Origin of the sequence: Nocardia amamiensis, from assembly GCF_015477605.1 — a bacterium.
Classification (GTDB): domain Bacteria; phylum Actinomycetota; class Actinomycetes; order Mycobacteriales; family Mycobacteriaceae; genus Nocardia; species Nocardia amamiensis_A.
Genome location: NZ_JADLQX010000025.1, coordinates 75,777 through 90,649 on the forward strand (window position 1 = coordinate 75,777; position 14,873 = coordinate 90,649).

Below are 14,873 nucleotides of genomic sequence, written 5' to 3' on the forward strand. Positions count from 1 at the left end.
GGCACGCGCGACCGAACGGCGCGCGGCCTGTTCGGAACGCTGGCGCTTCCCGGCTGATCGGACTACTTTGCGGCCGTGGAACCGACTGTGCGAAGCGGGGAGCTATTCGAAACGGCGGCGGCTCATGCCACCCGTGACGTGCCGATCGCCGATCCCGGGGAAAGGGCCGACGATGTCCTGGCCCGCATGCGCGGCAGCCGATTTGCCAGCGCGGCCGTGATAGCGGTGTGTGACGGCACTCGACTGGCCGGTCTGATCACGATCGAGAATCTGCTGGCGGCACCCACCGGGACGGCCGTCGGTGCCGTGATGGACCCTGATCCGCCGACGATCGCCGGGCACCAGGACCAGGAGGCGGCGGTGTGGGAGGCGTTGCGGCATGAGGAACCGGGGCTCGCTGTGGTCGATGCCGAGGGCCGCTGGCTCGGGCTCATTCCACCGCGGCGGCTGTTGACGGTGCTGCTGCAGGAGCACGACGAGGATGTCGCCCGGGTCTCCGGATATCTGAAATCCGCGACCGGCGCCCGGACTGCGACGGTCGAACCGATCGGCCGCCGACTGTGGCACCGCTTGCCGTGGCTGCTGGTGGGGCTCGTCGGCGCGATGCTCGCTGCCGGTGTGGTGGATATCTTCCACGGCGAACTGGAGCGCGAAGTCCTTATCGCATTCTTCATCCCCGGCGTGGTCTATCTGGCCGACGCGGTCGGCACCCAGACCGAGGCGCTGGTGATCCGCGGCCTTGCGGTCGGTGTCGGCGTCCGTCGCATCGTCTACCGTGAATCCGTCACCGGCCTGCTCATCGGGCTGCTGATCGCCGTCGTGTCCTACCCACTCACGCTGACGTTCTGGGGTGCACCGGACGTGTCGCTGGCGGTGGCGATCTCGCTACTGGCCGCATGCTCTGTCGCCGCGGTCGTGGCGATGGGTCTGCCGTGGACGATGTCGAAACTGAAGATCGATCCGGCCTTCGGCTCCGGACCATTGGCAACCGTGGTCCAGGACCTCCTGTCGATCCTCATATATCTAGGAGTGACCGCACTCGTCGTGACCTGATGGCGGACAGATCGCACCTTTCACCGCGGGACCGGCCGCAACGCCACCGCGGTCACCTTGTACTCCGGGCAGTCGGTGACCTCGTCGGTGCGGCTCGAGGTGAGTTCGTTGGTCGGCGCTTGCGGGAAGTGGAACGCGGTGAACACCTGGCCCGGCGCCACTTCGTCGGTGGGGCGCGCCGCCAGGGTCATCCGACCGCGGCGGCTGCGGATCTCCACCCTGTCGCCCGCGGCGATACCTAGGGCGGCGGCATCGCTCGGTGCCAGGTCGAGGGTTTCCGCGCTCAGCAAATCCGTGTTGGCGGTGCGCCGGGTCATCGATCCGGTGTTGTAGTGCATCAGCCTGCGGCCGGTGACCAGAACGAACGGGTACTCGGTGTCCGGGCGCTCCCCCGGCGGCAAGTACGGACGCGCGGCGAGCTGGGCCCGGCCATCCGGGGTCGCGAAGCCGTCCAGATACAGCACCGGTGTTCCCGGGTGATGGCTGGACGGGCACGGCCACTGGAGCGGTCCCGTGGCGTCCAGTCGCCGATGGCTGATCCCACCGAAAGCCGGAGCGAGATAGGCGCATTCGGCCATCGCCTCAGCCGGTGTGGGACAGCCCAGGTCAGCGCCCATCGCTGCGGCGAGTGCATGCAGGATCGCGAAGTCGGTGCGGACCTCGCCCGGCGGTGCGAGCGCCGGACGGACGCGCTGAAAACGGCGCTCGAAGTTGACGAACGTACCGTCCTTTTCCAAGAAGGCGGCGGCGGGCAGCACCACATCGGCCAGTTCCGCGGTGCGGGAAAGGAAGACGTCCTGGCTGACGACGAAATCACAGGCGGCCAGCGCGGCACGGACGTGGTTGGCGTCCGGATCGGAAGTGACGATGTCCTCGCCGATCACATACAACGCCCGTAAGTCTCCGTCGAGTGCGGCGCCGAACATCGCGGGGATGCGCAGGCCGGGACGAGGCGGCACCTCCGCACCCCATGCGTCCGAGAACTGCTGCCGCACAGCGTGATCGGTCACCTTCTGATAGCCGGGCAGGACATCGGGCAGTGCACCCATGTCCGACGCGCCCTGTACGTTGTTCTGCCCGCGCAGCGGCAGCACACCGCAGCATCCAGGCGTACCGACCGCGCCACGCAGCAGCGCGAGGTTCGCCAGTGTGCGCACCCCGTCGGTGCCGTGGGCGTGCTCGGTGATGCCCAGTCCGTACATGATCACCGGCCGTTCGGCGCGGCCGAACAGCCGTGCCGCCTCGGTCAGGGATTCCGCTGGAATGCCCGCGATGGCGGCGACTCGGTCGGGCGTATAGTCGCGCAGCAGTTCGAGGAGTTCGGTGAGCCCGCTGGTGCGGGTCTGAAGGTAAGCACGGTCGGAGTAGCCTTCGTCGAGCACCACCCTGGCCAGACCGTTGAACACCGCCACATTCGATCCCGGTGTGCCGCGCAGGTGGACGTCGGCCATCTCCGCGAGCTCGGTGCGGCGCGGATCGATCACGATCAACGTTGCCCCGGCGGTCACCCGGTGCACGATGCGTGAGCCGACAACCGGGTGGGCTTCGGTCGGATTGGCTCCGGCGACCAGAATGCAGTCGGCGCGGTCGATATCGTCGAGGGAGTTGGTGCCGCCGGCGTAGCCGAACGACGCGGTCAGCCCGGCGGCGGTCGGCGCGTGGCACAGCCGTGAGCAGTTATCGATGTTGTTGGTGCCCAGTACTGTTCGGGCGAACTTCTGCGCGAGGTAATTCTCCTCGTTGGTCGCGCGGGCCGAGCAGATCATTCCGATGGCCGTACCGCCGTGGGCGTCGTGGATGCGGGTCAGTTCACGGGCCGTCAGTGCCAGCGCCTCCGCCCAGGTCGCCTCGCGCAGCGGCGAGCCGCGGCCCGCCGAACGAATCAACGGCCGGGTGAGCCGGTCACCGGAGCTGACGAAGCCGTGCGCGAAACGGCCCTTCACGCACGCATGTCCGCGGTTGACCGGTGCGCCGTGGGTGGGGGTTACCGAGACGATCCCCGCCGGATCGGTGTGCACGTCCAGTGAGCAGCCGACTCCGCAGTATCCGCACGTGGTGGTCGTTGTTGCGGTGTATTCGCGGTCGGCGCAGCGGCTTTCGAACAGTGCGCCGGTGGGGCACGAGTCGACGCAGCCGCCACACGACACACACGGCGACTCCACCCACGGGCCGCCGTTGCCTGCTGCGACTACGGTGTCGAAGCCGCGACCGGACAGTTCCAGCGCGAAGGTGCCCTGCACCTCGGCGCACATCGCCACACATCGCCCGCAGGCGATGCACAGGTCGCGGTCCAGGGTGAGGTATGGATGGGAGTCGTCGATGCCGCGCTCATGCACGGCGCCGGAGAATTCGCCGCCGCGCACATCGAGCCGCTCGCATACCCGCACCAATTCGCTGCGCTGCGCCGGAATATCGAGTGCCCGCGGAGGGAGTTCCGAGACGATCAGTTCGAGCGCGCCACGTGCGGCCGACCGCGCCTGGGCATCGTCCGGGTCGATGATCATGCCCTCGCGAACAGGTGTCGTGCACGCAGCCACCACCGAGTGGTCGGCGCGGACCAGGCACACCCGGCAGGATCCGCGCGGGGTCAGGCGCTCATCGTGGCACAACGTGGGAACATCGCCGCCCGCGGCCAGCACCGCGTCCAGAACCGTCGCGGCATCAGCGATTTCGACCTGCCGACCGGACACCTGCACCCGCGCCATCACGACCTGCCCGCGGGTGGTTCGGCATACACGCGCAGCAGGCTCCGCACCGCGGCGGCCACGCCCGACCCGAACGCGCACATGCTGCCTGTCTTCATGATGTCGAGCAGGTGCCCATAGGTCTCGTCGGCCGCGCTCAGCGCGGGATCCATGTTGCCGACCAGTTCGAGGCCGCGTCGCGTGCCCACCCGGCATGGCGCGCAGGCACCGCAGCTCTCGCGGGCCGCGAACGTCCACAGGTGCCGCAGCAGATCCACTGCTTGCACCTGCTCGGGGATCGCGACCACGCTGCCGTGCCCGAGGCTTACCCCACATGCGGCCAGGTCGGCCGAGGCGAGGCCGACGTCGAGATCGTCTGGGCCGAGGAAGCCGCCGAGCGGGCCGCCGATCTGGATCGCGCGCAAGCGCCGCCCGTCGCGCAGGCCACCGCCGAGCTCTTCCACGATGCGGCGCAACGGTGTTCCGAATTCCACCTCGTACACCCCGGGTGTGGCGAACTCCTCGTTGAGGCAGACGAGCTTGGTCCCGGTCTCGACTTCCCGGCCGAACCGGGCGTACGCGGCGCCGCCGTTTCGCACGATCCACGGGATGGCGGCAAGGGTTTCGACGTTCTGCACCACGGTGGGCCGCCCCGCATAACCGTATTCGGTCGGATATGGAGGACGCGCCTGCGCCGAACCGCGCAGGCCCTGTAACGAACGTAGCAACGCCGTCTCCTCCCCCGCGACGTACGAACCGGCGCCGTCGTGCACCGTGATGTCGAAATCGACGCCGGAGCCGTGGATGTTCTCCCCGAGATGCCCAGCGGTCCTGGCTTCTTCGACCGCCTTCCGCAACGCCGCCGCCGCGGCCGGATACTCCGACCGCACCAACACCAGACCGTGCCGGGCGCCGACCGCATACCCGCACAGCGCGAGTCCTTCGAGCACCCGGCGCGGGTCGTATTCCATCAGCAGCCGGTCGCAATAGGATCCGGGGTCTCCCTCGTCGCCGTTGGCGACGACATAGCGCGGTGCCGGGCTGTTGCGGGCGGCGTGCCATTTGGCGGCCACCGGGTATTCGGCACCGCCCCGGCCGCGCAAGCCCGACCGTGCGACCTCGTCCGCTATAGCGCTCCGGCGCCGCTGCGACAGCACCGCGGACCATGTTTCCCACGGCCGCTCCGGCCCGCACAGCCCGGCCAGAATCACCGGTTCCGGCGCCGCGCAGGTATACGGAATCGGCTGCGCCGATGTCCGTTGCGGACCGGTCAGAGGAGTGTCGTCAACAAGCATCGCCGGTGCTGCGTAACAGAATCCGAGACAATACACGTGCTGGGCGGCGCCGCCCGCCTCGGAAGTAGAGCCGCCGCGGGCCACGAAGCAGCCGGTACCGTCGCACACCCGCACCCGGTGTGTCGAGGCGAGGTCGGCATAGAACGACGCGGTCCCGGCCACCGCCGCGACGGGACGACACGCGTCCCTCGCGACGGCGTCGATATCCGATTCGGTGATCTCGTGGTGGTCGGCGATCGCGTCCCGCAAACTCTCGGTCACGTCCTCGGCGGGGGTGGTGAACCGGTTCGCACGCACTGCCATCCAGTCTCGGGGTCGGCCGTTCATCGCCTCCTCGCTCCCATCCCGGCTCGTCGACGGCCGGCACCGACTACTCTGCTCCGGCTCCGGCGCGGCGGGGCAGGGCCGGGCGACTCTCCATCGCGAGGACATAGGTCCCTTACGCTAGGTACACATCCTCCTTCTCACAGGCGCCGCTGGGCGTGCGACCGCGATTCCCGGGATCATCGGCCTCCTCCCGTCGCGGGATCAGCGGCCGCATCGGTTCGAGTGCACGGTGTGGGTCACATCCCCATCGTCATCGGCGGCAGGATCCCCCACTCGTGCAGGCGCATCATGAACATGTGCATCATCCGGGCCAGTTCGGACTCCATAACCGTTCCTTTCCTCTTTGCATCCGACCCATACCGGTTTCCCGGTGGCAGCTTGCGGTCAGGAACTAGCCTCCGCTGTCCGAACGCCCAGCATCAGTGCAACGTGTCACCCTCTGTCATGACATTCGTCCCGACGGCAGTCAGTGCCCGGACGCTCGAGGTCTGTCGGGCCGACCTGCGCGGGGCCCAGCCGCCACCATGCCCGGGCGTCGGTCGTGTCCGGCCGTATCCGCCTGCCGAGCAGATCGCCCGAGCTGATGACACTGACCACGGGCCATGCCAGGGTCGTTGGTCTATCGGCGTGGTACGGATGCCGCTACCGGGAACCATCGTTTCGATGCATGATCGGCACAAATCGGACCGAGCGTGGCCCGGCCACCCTGGCAGGAAGGAGGCGGATCCATGACCGTAGGTATTGTCCTGCTGCTCGCGTCCGTGATCGTGTCGCCGGCGCTGCTGTGGCGGGCGATCGGAGCGGCCATCGACAGGACCGTTCGTGACGGTCTACCCGGGCGGTATCGGCGCGATGCCGACGACACGACTCCGAGCCGTGCGCCCCGGGCCCTGTCCGACGAGTCCGATCCGTCGGTGCTGGACGCGGAACCTGGGTGGACCGATCCCGCGCGGGTGTGGTCCGCCCTGGACGCGGAGAACGCTCTGTTGGCCGCGTTGCTCGACCGGCGGATCAATCCGGCCGCGTTCCGCGCACGAATGGTCCGGCCGACCCGGCGGTGCGAACCGGCCGGCCCGGCGACCCGCGACCGGTAGCCGACCATGATGCGCTCGAATGACGTTGCGGCCCAAGCCCTCTGGGAGATGGCGGATCTGATAGCCATCTCCGGCAGTGATCCGTACCGGGTCCGATCCCACGAAAAGGCGGCCCGTTCGGTCGCCGGGTATCACCTCGACATCGATACCCTCGACCGCAAGGGTCTTGCTCACCGAACGGATCACCGTGAACGGCGTCGCCACCGGTCTCGCCGCAGACGCCCTGAATCGAAATCGAAAGTCGGATCCTCCTCCCACACGGGCGCTTTCAGGTCCAAAAGACTGCGGTGGACCCGCTGCCGTAGCCGCCCGTGCCGCTCCAGCCCACGATCGAGCCAGGCGCGTAGCTCTTGGTGCGCCGGGGGTGGTCCATCGACGACTGCTACCGTCCCGATCCCGAGACTGACTCGGCGGTCGGTGTCTTCCATTTCCATGAAACCGGTGTCCAGCGGGCCCAATTCCGTCATCGCACACCTACCTCGGCAGCTGCGGCGGAGCTGCTGTCTATGAAACCGCCAGTGCTGGTTCGGTTCATGACGATCCGAACCGGATGCCGCGGTGGGTCGGGTGTCCGCGCTTGTAGAGCAGCGCGGCGACAGCCGCCGAACCGGTCAACCAGGCCAGCGCGATGAGCAGTGCCCCTACCTCGTCGAAGTGATCGGTGAGGCCGGTGTCGAACAGGACGCGGCTGGCGCCGTAACCGGGCATGGCGCGCGCCCACGTCTGGGGTTCGGGACGCAGCATCGGGCTCTGCACCAGGCCGAGGTCGAGGAACGGGATGAGGAAGGCGACGAACACCCCGGCGATCCGCCCGAACAACGGACCGATGATCACGCCGATGAGCGCATAGGTCGCGGCCAGCAGCAGATTCGCCGCGGCGTATCCCACCCAGTTGTGGGCGTCGAACACGGTCGCCGTGATCGCGAGTGCTGCGGCGGTGACCACGAGCACCGCCACGGCGATCACTCCCAGCCGCGCCGTGAGCAGGACGCCGGCGCGGTATCCGGCAAGCCGCAGTCGGCGATCGCCGTCGGCGGCGTCGAGGGCAAGGAACAGCCCGGCCAGTGTCGCCAAGGAGCCGACCGCGATCGGCGTCATCGTTCCGGCGTGTACTTCGGGGAACCAGAAGGACATGGTGACGGTTGCGCGGTTCTCCCGCAGGGTCAACATCATCGACCGGGCCGGGGTGGTGATCTTGGCCAGCAGCACGAACACCACCGGAACCACGATCAACAGCACCGCGAGGACCGGGTTGCGGCTCAGCTCGACCACACCCAGACGCAGGCCCGTGCGCAACTGTCCGGCGGCCCGGCGGGTGGGGCGGGCGATGCGTGAACTGGCTACCAGCGCAGCGGCCGCGACCAGTGCGGCCGCGACCACCCAGATCAGTGCTGCGCCGAGGTCGCCGAGGCGTCCGGCATGGCCCGTGGGCAGGCCGACCATCCATCGGGCGACGAAATGTGTGGGGAACCAGCGGGAGACCTGCTCGGTGGTGTCGCCGACCTGTCCGATGAACACGTCGATGATCCACACGAACAAGATCACGACCGCTCCATTGACCGGATTGCCGGCGAGGATGCCGACGATCGCGCCGATCGCGAGATAGATCACCGCGAACATGACCGTCGCGGGGATCACCCGCACCGGGTCGCCGAGCCCGGCGCGGGCGGCGAGTGCGAGCAGCGACACCGCCGACACGAGCACCGCCAGCGCCAGCCCGGTCGCCGCCCGCGCGGCGACCAGACGGGCCGGGGACAGCCCGGCCAGCACCAGCCGTCGATCGGTCGCCCGCGCGGAGCGGACCTGGAAATACATGGCGATGCCCGACAGGAACGCCGCCGCCCACCCCGCGGTCGCGGTCTCCACTGCCGGTCGGGAACCGAGGTTGCGGCCGAGCAATTCCATTGCCTGGGCGATGCTTCCGGCCGCGACGAGCACGAACACCGTGGGCACGAGCACCAGCACGATCAGGTTGACCGGGTTGCGGATGTAGTCGCTGACGAAGCACCGCACGAACGGCGACACCGCCGTCGGTGGTGGCGCCGGGACCGACGCGGGGACGCTCATCTTCCGACCGCCCGCCCGTCGCGCAGTTCGACGATGCGGTCGAAGCGGTGTTCGTCGGCGACGAAGTGACTGATGATCAGCACTGAGCGGCCGGCGGCGCGGCGGTGCGCGACGAGTTCCCAGAATTTGAGGTAGGTGTCCCAGTCGAATCCGGCATACGGTTCATCCAGTAGCAGCACGTCGGGATCGGCCAGCAACGCCAGCGTGAGATTCAGTTTCGCCACGGTGCCGCCGGAGAGCCGGTCGGCGCGCGTGGTCGCGTAGCGTTCGAACCCCAACGCCGCATACAGCTCACGACGCGCACGGCGCTCGGATTCCCGGGTCATCCGATAGGCGCGGGCGAACAACTCGATGTGCTCATCGCAGGTCAGCCGCTCATACAGGACTGGTTCCTGCGGGCAGTATCCCAACCGCCCCGACCGGGTGACCGAGCCCGCGTCCGGAAACAGGTCACCGACCAGGATCTTCATGACCGTCGATTTGCCCGACCCGTTCTCCCCGACCAAGCCGACCACTTCACCGGGTCGCAGTCTCAGATCGACCCCCCGCAGTACGGGAACGCGGGGAGAAAAGATCCGGCCGCCACGGCGATAGGACTTCTCCAGCCCCTCGGCCGCCAGCAGCGGCGCGGCCTGCGTCGCCGACCGCGAAACCGTGTCCGATTCAGCCCCGGTGAGCGGCTCGGTGGTCATGACGTTGCCACGATGCTGGCCACCGGTCCGGCGAATGCGGACCGTTGAATCTGTGCTGCGCCGACCATGACACGTCCCATAGCGGCCCGGTTACGGTCGGCCGGAGGTGGGGCCGTGGTCGTGGCGTCTGCTCATCCGGTGCGGCTCGTAGTCGTTGCCGCCGTGTCCGTGGCCGCCCATCATGAACATCATCATCAGCGGGCAGGCCAGCACCACCAGCAGTACCAGCAGCGTCGACACCGACACGCCCGAAATGGCGAGACCGGCGACCAGCACGGCCAATGCGAGTGCGTACCACGGAAGATGCCGAGTGTTCATCGCCTTCCCCTTCTCTTGGGATCACCTCGAGTCTGCGCTGGTACACCGGTTGCCGAGGAGGGGATGAGGTCGCTTCGAGCGGCGCCCAAGGACCCTCATCCGAGCGCCGAAGGTCCCTACCCCGGCGGGGTATCGACACGGCAACTTCGACTACACCGGCATGTCCAACCCTTGCGGCCGGGCAATGGTGGCCGGATCGCGCGATGAGAAGGAGCTCGGCGATATGAACCTCATGCACATGTTGTGTCAATGGATGTGCAGCCTGATGGTCGGCTGCCCGATGATGGGGCAGCCGATGTGAAACTCTCCAGCCTCCAATTCCCGGCTGGGCGTGATGGTGGCGTGACGACCGATGCATCCTGCCTCCAGTGGCGTTCGGGCGATGTCGCCGGTATTACCGGCATCACGCCGGCATGGCGGCGGTGCTGAGCGACTCGGCGCCTCTGTCGGTGGGTGCTTGCTCGCGTTGTTCGGCGAACAGCGCGACGATTATCGATCGACTTCAGCGATAGAGTGCGTCGATGCTGGCGGCGAGGTTGTCGACGACTATCTTGCGGCGCAGTTTCATACTCGGTGTGAGATCTCCTGCCTCGACGGACAATTCGTGGTCGATGATGTCGAATTTCTTGATCTGTTCCCAGCGATTGAGTTGGGTGTTCAGGTGGTCGACGTAGCCGGCGATCACGTCGTGGGTCTTCTCGTCCCGCGCGATGTCGGCGAGCGGTTTGTCTGCCAGGCCGTGCTTGCCGGCCCATTCGGTGATGCTCTGGGCGTCTAGGCCGACCAGTGCGACGCAATAGGGCCGTGTCTCTCCGTAGACGATGAATTCCGCCGCGTACGGACACATTCCCTTGAATGTGGCGGCAATCGCGGAGGGCGCGACGTACTTGCCCTGCGAGGTTTTGAACAAGTCCTTCTTGCGGTCGGTGATGTGCAGGAATCCGTCTGCGTCGATCTCGCCGATGTCGCCGGTGCGGAACCAGCCGTACGCGTCGAAAGTTTCGGCGGTGGCGTCGGGGCGGTCGTGATAGCCGCTCATCACGCCCGGGCTTCGTAGCAGGATCTCGCCGTCCTCGGCGATCTTGACCTCGGTGCCGGGAAACGGCTTGCCTACGGTTCCGAACCGGTATGCCTCTGGGCGGTTGATGAACGAGGCGGCGGCGGTCTCGGTCAGGCCGTAACCTTCGAGCACGATGATGCCGATCGCGTCGAACCACTGCGCGACATCGCGGTCCAAGGGGGCCGCTGCCGAAACGAAGTACCGTAGCCGGCCACCGAAGCGTTCACGGATCTTGGAAAGCACCAGTTTGTCGGCAACTTTGTGCTGCAATGAAATCAGCAGCGACGGATCCTTGCCGGCCTGTCTCGCACGCGAGACTTTCAGGCCGACCCCGACGGCCCAGTCGAAGAGCTTCTTCTTGATCCCGCCTTCCTCGGCCACGATGCCCTCGATACGGGCATGCGCCTTCTCGAATATGCGCGGGGCGGCCGCCACGATGGTGGGGTGCAGGATCGTGAGGTTGTCCACTATCTTCTCCACCCGGCCGTCGATCGCCGTGGGATAGCCGATCAGCGGTGACAGCGCGAGCATCACCTTGCCGAAGGCGTGGGACAGCGGCAGCCACAAGAAGTTCAGATCGTCGGGGCCGAGAACATGCAACGCGTCGATTGCTGCGGCGCTGTAGGTCCATGCCGAATGCGGCAGCCTTACCCCCTTCGGGGTGCCGGTCGTCCCGGAGGTGTACATGATGCTGCCCAGGTGCTCGGGCCGGATGCCGCGGATGCGGTCGGCCACCGCGTCGGGCGATTCGGCGAGCAGTGTGCGTCCGCGCTCTTCGAGGTCATCGAGAGTGATCACCCAGTTTCCGTCGCCCTCGCCGTCGAAGATCACCACCTGTCGCACGTCGGGCAACTCGGTGCGGTGCTCGATCAGTTTGTCCACCTGGGCCTGATCCTCGGCGACGACGACACGGCTGCCCGAGTTGGCGACGATGAACGCGACGCCGGGGGCATTGGTGGTGGGGTACACGGTGGTGGTGGCCGCACCGGCGCACATCACGGCGAAGTCGGCGAGCACCCATTCGTACCGCGTGGACGACACGAGGGCGACCCGGTCCTCGGCCTGGATTCCCAGTGCGATCAGCCCGGCGGCGAGGATGTCGACGCGGTCACCGAACTGCTTCCAGGACACGCTGGTCCAGCGCTCGCCGTCCGGGAATCGGAATGCCTCCGCGTCCGGAGTCGCGGTGATGCGGTCGACAAGCATCTGGGCAACCGAGGATGCCCGGCGCTCGATCTTGCTGAGATCGGGAAGTTCCTCGGATTCCCGAAGGAACGTCATCACTTCATTCTACGGAGTCCCAGGCCGATCGATGAGGCGCTCGGACGAGAAAAGCATGCGTACGAGAAAAGCCCGGCATGATTCTTGGAATCGGTCCGGACGGGGATAGCGGCGCGACGTTCCCTATCGACCTTTTCGGATTGCTTGGCCGGCATTTCCCTTACGCGGGAGTACAGGCGTGCCCGGATCTTCCTGACCGTGGGCGTCGAGTTCGAGATCGAAGTGCACGGTGGCGCCCTCGTATCGGAGCGCGTCATTCCACCCCTGTTCGGTGATGATCGCGAGCATGAGGGTGTTCTCCGCGAGTATTTCCGCCGTCAGATGTTTCACCCCCTGCAGGTAGGCGGCCGTGCCCAGTCGCCGCACGAGCAATGTGCCGATGCCGTGTTGCTGGTCATGCGCGTTGACCGCTAGCGCCATCTCCGCAGTGAGGTGTCCCGCGGTGGTGTCGGTGACGACGTAATTGGCGACCCCGACCAGGTCGTCACCCTCGAAAGCGCCGAGCGCGAGGTGGGTGGAGTCGTGCCGGCACAGTTGTTCCGCGAACTCGTCGATGCGCTTTGGAGGGGCGCTGAAGAACCGCAGATAGGCATCGTGCGCCGACATCTGCTCGTGCAGCGACGCGACCGCGTCCCGGTCGTCCGGCGTCAGTGCGCGGACGGTCATCCCGGAGATCAGCGGCGTAGACGGTGCCGGTGCGGTATTAGCGGTGGATGCGATCGGATCCGCGCCGAGGCCCACCGGGGGCATCCGTGACGGACAGATCATGACGGGGCACCGGCTGCGGCGGAAGAAGTACGAACCGAAACCGGGTCCTTCCGGAACAGACGCGCGACCATCAGGTCCGGTGACCACCAGTTGCGCACCCGTCGCGCGTTCGTTCAACGACCGATGTGGGATGTCGGCGAGGGCGGACACGGTGACGTCGGGGAAGGCGTCCCGTGCCACGGCCAGGTGGGCGTCGAGGGAGTGCCGGTTCGTCGAAGTGACCGGAGCGGCCGTTCCGGGTTGCTCCGGCTGGGCGTTCACGGCGATGACCGATGCACCGAACAGGTGGGCGTAGCCGAACGCGGCGAGGGCGGCGTCAGCGCCGTCGATGTCGTCGTCCACGGCGAGAAGCACGGGGCGCTGGTCTGGAAGCTGGCCGGGCTCTCCCCGCCAGACGGTTACCGGGCAAGTGGCGTGCTCGGTAACCATCGTTGTGGCCGTCGGCACGTCGAGCGCCCCCACGTCGGGATGACCGAGGACGACCATCCGGGCGTCCTCTCCGACTGTGGCCAACGCCTGCGCGGCCGGTCCGTCGATCAACTCACCACTGATCTCGAGGTCGGGGTGATCGCGGCGCACGACCGCGATGGTGTCGTCGACGACGGCTGTCGCGCTGGATTCCGTCCGAGCCGCCGCTTCGGGTCCGGTCGCTGCGATGTCCGCCGACACGTCAGAAGTGGCGGCGGCGATGTAGACGACCCGCAGGGTGCAGTGCAGCCGTTCGGCGAGGCGGGCCGACCATAGGGCGGCGTCGCGCCCGATCGGCGGTTGGTCGACGGTCACCACAATCGGAGGATGCCCGTGTGTGGTCATGCGGTTACTCCCGTCCGGAGAGCTGGCCATCTTCCGCGTGGTCCGCCGACTGGCCGCCGATCGGTCAACGGCCGAGTAAGGCCGTCCGAGCGCGGATCGCGTCGACGTGACAAGGGCGGCGCTGACCGAGTTCCCCCGATGGTCGTCGTGGCCGTGTGCCGTAGGCCGGCAAAGCATCGCTGCCCTGCCGACGGCGTGGGCCGGCAGCGTAGGTGCCCAGCGGCGGCCAAGGCGGAGATGACGAAGGTGGCGGTGCTCAGCGTGTCCCGGCTATGGCCAGCAGACCCTACGCAGGCCTCGAATAACGCCTACTCGCAGCAGCGGTCGTATGGCGCTGTGTCGGCCGGCCCGTGTGCCTGGGCCATCCCGGGTCCCGCGGCGGTCAGCTGTGTCCGTTTCCGGTCTTCTTGATTTCGATGTGCTTCGCCGGGGTCTCCGACTCGGCCACCGGCACGGTCACCGTCAAGATCCCGTCGGTGTAGGACGCGTCGATGTCGTCTTCCTTCGCGCCGACCGGTAGCGGAATCGACCGGTAGAAACTGCCGTAGTGAAATTCCGAGCGGGTGCCTTCTTCCTTCCGTTCCGTGCGTTCGGCCTTGATCGTCAACTGTCCTTCCCGGACACTGATGTCGACGTCTTTGGCCGGGTCAACCCCGGGCAACTCGGCGCGCAACGTGTACCGGCCCTTCTCGAGATGCTCCTCGACTCGAATCATGTGGCCCTCGAGCGAGGTCCAGAGGGGCCGCGACTCCAACCGGGCCATCAGATCGGACCAATCGGGCAGTGCAGGCCAGGTCGGTAGCAATGCCTGGCGAGAGGGAAGGATGCTCATAGCGCGACTCCAGCGGAGAGAGTGGTTGATGACTCTTCGATTCCACGCGGCGCCCGCACCGAGCAGTAGGGCCTACGGTCCTTCCTCGGAGGACTCCGGTCCCTGAATAGGAATCCCGCTTCGAAGAGATGAGATCGTGTGGTTGGGTCAAGCAACTTCGTCGCCGAAACGGGTGAAGAGAAGCTCGTGCAGCCGCGGGGTCGGCGCGAGTTTTCCGGCGGTGATCAGCGTTCGCAGTGCGGCGCGTTTGCGCGGACAGTCTTCCGCAAGGCACTCGCGATGGTCTTGGGCGACCCGGTGTGCCTGATCGAGCGTGAGCGGTGCAGGCGGCGCGCGATGCGGCAACTCGGCTCGAATGTCCCACACACTCGGCCCGTCGGGCTTGTGCGGCCAGTAGTACGCCGTGAGTAGCGCCGCGACAAGCACGGCCGATGAGATGGCCAGCCAACCCAGCACACTAACGAGCAATGATCAGGACCTGTGGATGACGGGAAGGACGCACCTTCCCGGATGATCTATCAGTCCGAAGTCTTGATCATGCCGGCGCGCCAACGCCGGTCGGGAAGGTACGTCCGTGTTCACGGTAGTT

The 14,873-nt window shown here is 67.2% G+C and carries 12 protein-coding genes and 1 pseudogene; 3 read left to right on the top strand and 10 right to left on the bottom strand.

The annotated features are described in order from the left end of the window. Nucleotides 1–75: 75 nt before the first annotated feature. On the top strand, nt 76–1,053 hold the full coding sequence (locus tag IU459_RS27870; RefSeq protein ID WP_324199058.1) for a magnesium transporter: 978 nt from the start codon (nt 76–78) through the stop codon (nt 1,051–1,053). A 20-nt stretch (nt 1,054–1,073) separates the two neighbouring features. Here the strand turns inward: IU459_RS27870 and fdhF are convergent, their stop codons facing one another. Continuing rightward, complete coding sequence (fdhF, locus tag IU459_RS27875; RefSeq protein ID WP_195132551.1) at nt 1,074–3,758, bottom strand: formate dehydrogenase subunit alpha; 2,685 nt, start codon at nt 3,756–3,758, stop codon at nt 1,074–1,076. Next, a complete protein-coding gene (locus tag IU459_RS27880; RefSeq protein ID WP_324199059.1) occupies nt 3,758–5,329 on the bottom strand; it encodes an NADH-ubiquinone oxidoreductase-F iron-sulfur binding region domain-containing protein in 1,572 nt (523 codons plus the stop codon). Before IU459_RS27880 ends, fdhF begins: the two co-directional genes overlap by 1 nt. 758 nt (nt 5,330–6,087) lie before the next feature. Between IU459_RS27880 and IU459_RS27885 the strand changes: the two genes are divergently transcribed. Then, on the top strand, nt 6,088–6,453 hold the full coding sequence (locus IU459_RS27885) for a hypothetical protein (RefSeq protein ID WP_195132552.1): 366 nt from the start codon (nt 6,088–6,090) through the stop codon (nt 6,451–6,453). A gap of 9 nt (nt 6,454–6,462) precedes the next feature. After that, nucleotides 6,463–6,600, top strand: a pseudogene (locus IU459_RS40165) (helix-hairpin-helix domain-containing protein); the annotation flags it as partial. 35 nt (nt 6,601–6,635) lie between these two features. Here the strand turns inward: IU459_RS40165 and IU459_RS40170 are convergent. The 8 genes from IU459_RS40170 to IU459_RS27930 form a co-directional block, all read right to left on the bottom strand. Next, nucleotides 6,636–6,920, bottom strand: coding sequence for a wax ester/triacylglycerol synthase domain-containing protein (locus tag IU459_RS40170; RefSeq protein WP_195132553.1), 285 nt, complete (start codon nt 6,918–6,920; stop codon nt 6,636–6,638). Between the two features lie 64 nt (nt 6,921–6,984). Further along, a complete protein-coding gene (locus IU459_RS27900) occupies nt 6,985–8,520 on the bottom strand; it encodes an ABC transporter permease (RefSeq protein ID WP_195132554.1) in 1,536 nt (511 codons plus the stop codon). Beyond that, nucleotides 8,517–9,212, bottom strand: coding sequence for an ATP-binding cassette domain-containing protein (locus IU459_RS27905; RefSeq protein WP_195132555.1), 696 nt, complete (start codon nt 9,210–9,212; stop codon nt 8,517–8,519). Before IU459_RS27905 ends, IU459_RS27900 begins: the two co-directional genes overlap by 4 nt. A gap of 90 nt (nt 9,213–9,302) precedes the next feature. Next, a complete protein-coding gene (locus IU459_RS27910) occupies nt 9,303–9,530 on the bottom strand; it encodes a DUF2933 domain-containing protein (protein ID WP_195132556.1) in 228 nt (75 codons plus the stop codon). 502 nt (nt 9,531–10,032) lie between these two features. Beyond that, nucleotides 10,033–11,871, bottom strand: a complete 1,839-nt coding sequence (locus IU459_RS27915) for an AMP-dependent synthetase/ligase (RefSeq protein WP_195132557.1) — start codon at nt 11,869–11,871, stop codon at nt 10,033–10,035. A gap of 123 nt (nt 11,872–11,994) precedes the next feature. Further along, nucleotides 11,995–13,452: a GNAT family N-acetyltransferase gene (locus IU459_RS27920; RefSeq protein ID WP_195132558.1), complete on the bottom strand. Its 1,458-nt coding sequence runs from the start codon at nt 13,450–13,452 to the stop codon at nt 11,995–11,997. A 382-nt stretch (nt 13,453–13,834) separates the two neighbouring features. Then, nucleotides 13,835–14,284, bottom strand: a complete 450-nt coding sequence (locus IU459_RS27925; RefSeq protein ID WP_195132559.1) for an Hsp20/alpha crystallin family protein — start codon at nt 14,282–14,284, stop codon at nt 13,835–13,837. A gap of 147 nt (nt 14,285–14,431) precedes the next feature. Then, a complete protein-coding gene (locus IU459_RS27930; protein ID WP_195132560.1) occupies nt 14,432–14,752 on the bottom strand; it encodes a hypothetical protein in 321 nt (106 codons plus the stop codon). Between the last annotated feature and the right edge of the window lie 121 nt (nt 14,753–14,873).

Coding starts and splice junctions, on each gene's coding strand:
- fdhF (WP_195132551.1), bottom strand. CDS start 3,758: ATGGCGCGGGTGCAGGTGTCCGGTCGGCAGGTCGAAATCGCTGATGCC.
- IU459_RS27885 (WP_195132552.1), top strand. CDS start 6,088: ATGACCGTAGGTATTGTCCTGCTGCTCGCGTCCGTGATCGTGTCGCCG.
- IU459_RS40170 (WP_195132553.1), bottom strand. CDS start 6,920: ATGACGGAATTGGGCCCGCTGGACACCGGTTTCATGGAAATGGAAGAC.
- IU459_RS27900 (WP_195132554.1), bottom strand. CDS start 8,520: ATGAGCGTCCCCGCGTCGGTCCCGGCGCCACCACCGACGGCGGTGTCG.
- IU459_RS27905 (WP_195132555.1), bottom strand. CDS start 9,212: ATGACCACCGAGCCGCTCACCGGGGCTGAATCGGACACGGTTTCGCGG.
- IU459_RS27910 (WP_195132556.1), bottom strand. CDS start 9,530: ATGAACACTCGGCATCTTCCGTGGTACGCACTCGCATTGGCCGTGCTG.
- IU459_RS27915 (WP_195132557.1), bottom strand. CDS start 11,871: ATGACGTTCCTTCGGGAATCCGAGGAACTTCCCGATCTCAGCAAGATC.
- IU459_RS27920 (WP_195132558.1), bottom strand. CDS start 13,452: ATGACCACACACGGGCATCCTCCGATTGTGGTGACCGTCGACCAACCG.
- IU459_RS27925 (WP_195132559.1), bottom strand. CDS start 14,284: ATGAGCATCCTTCCCTCTCGCCAGGCATTGCTACCGACCTGGCCTGCA.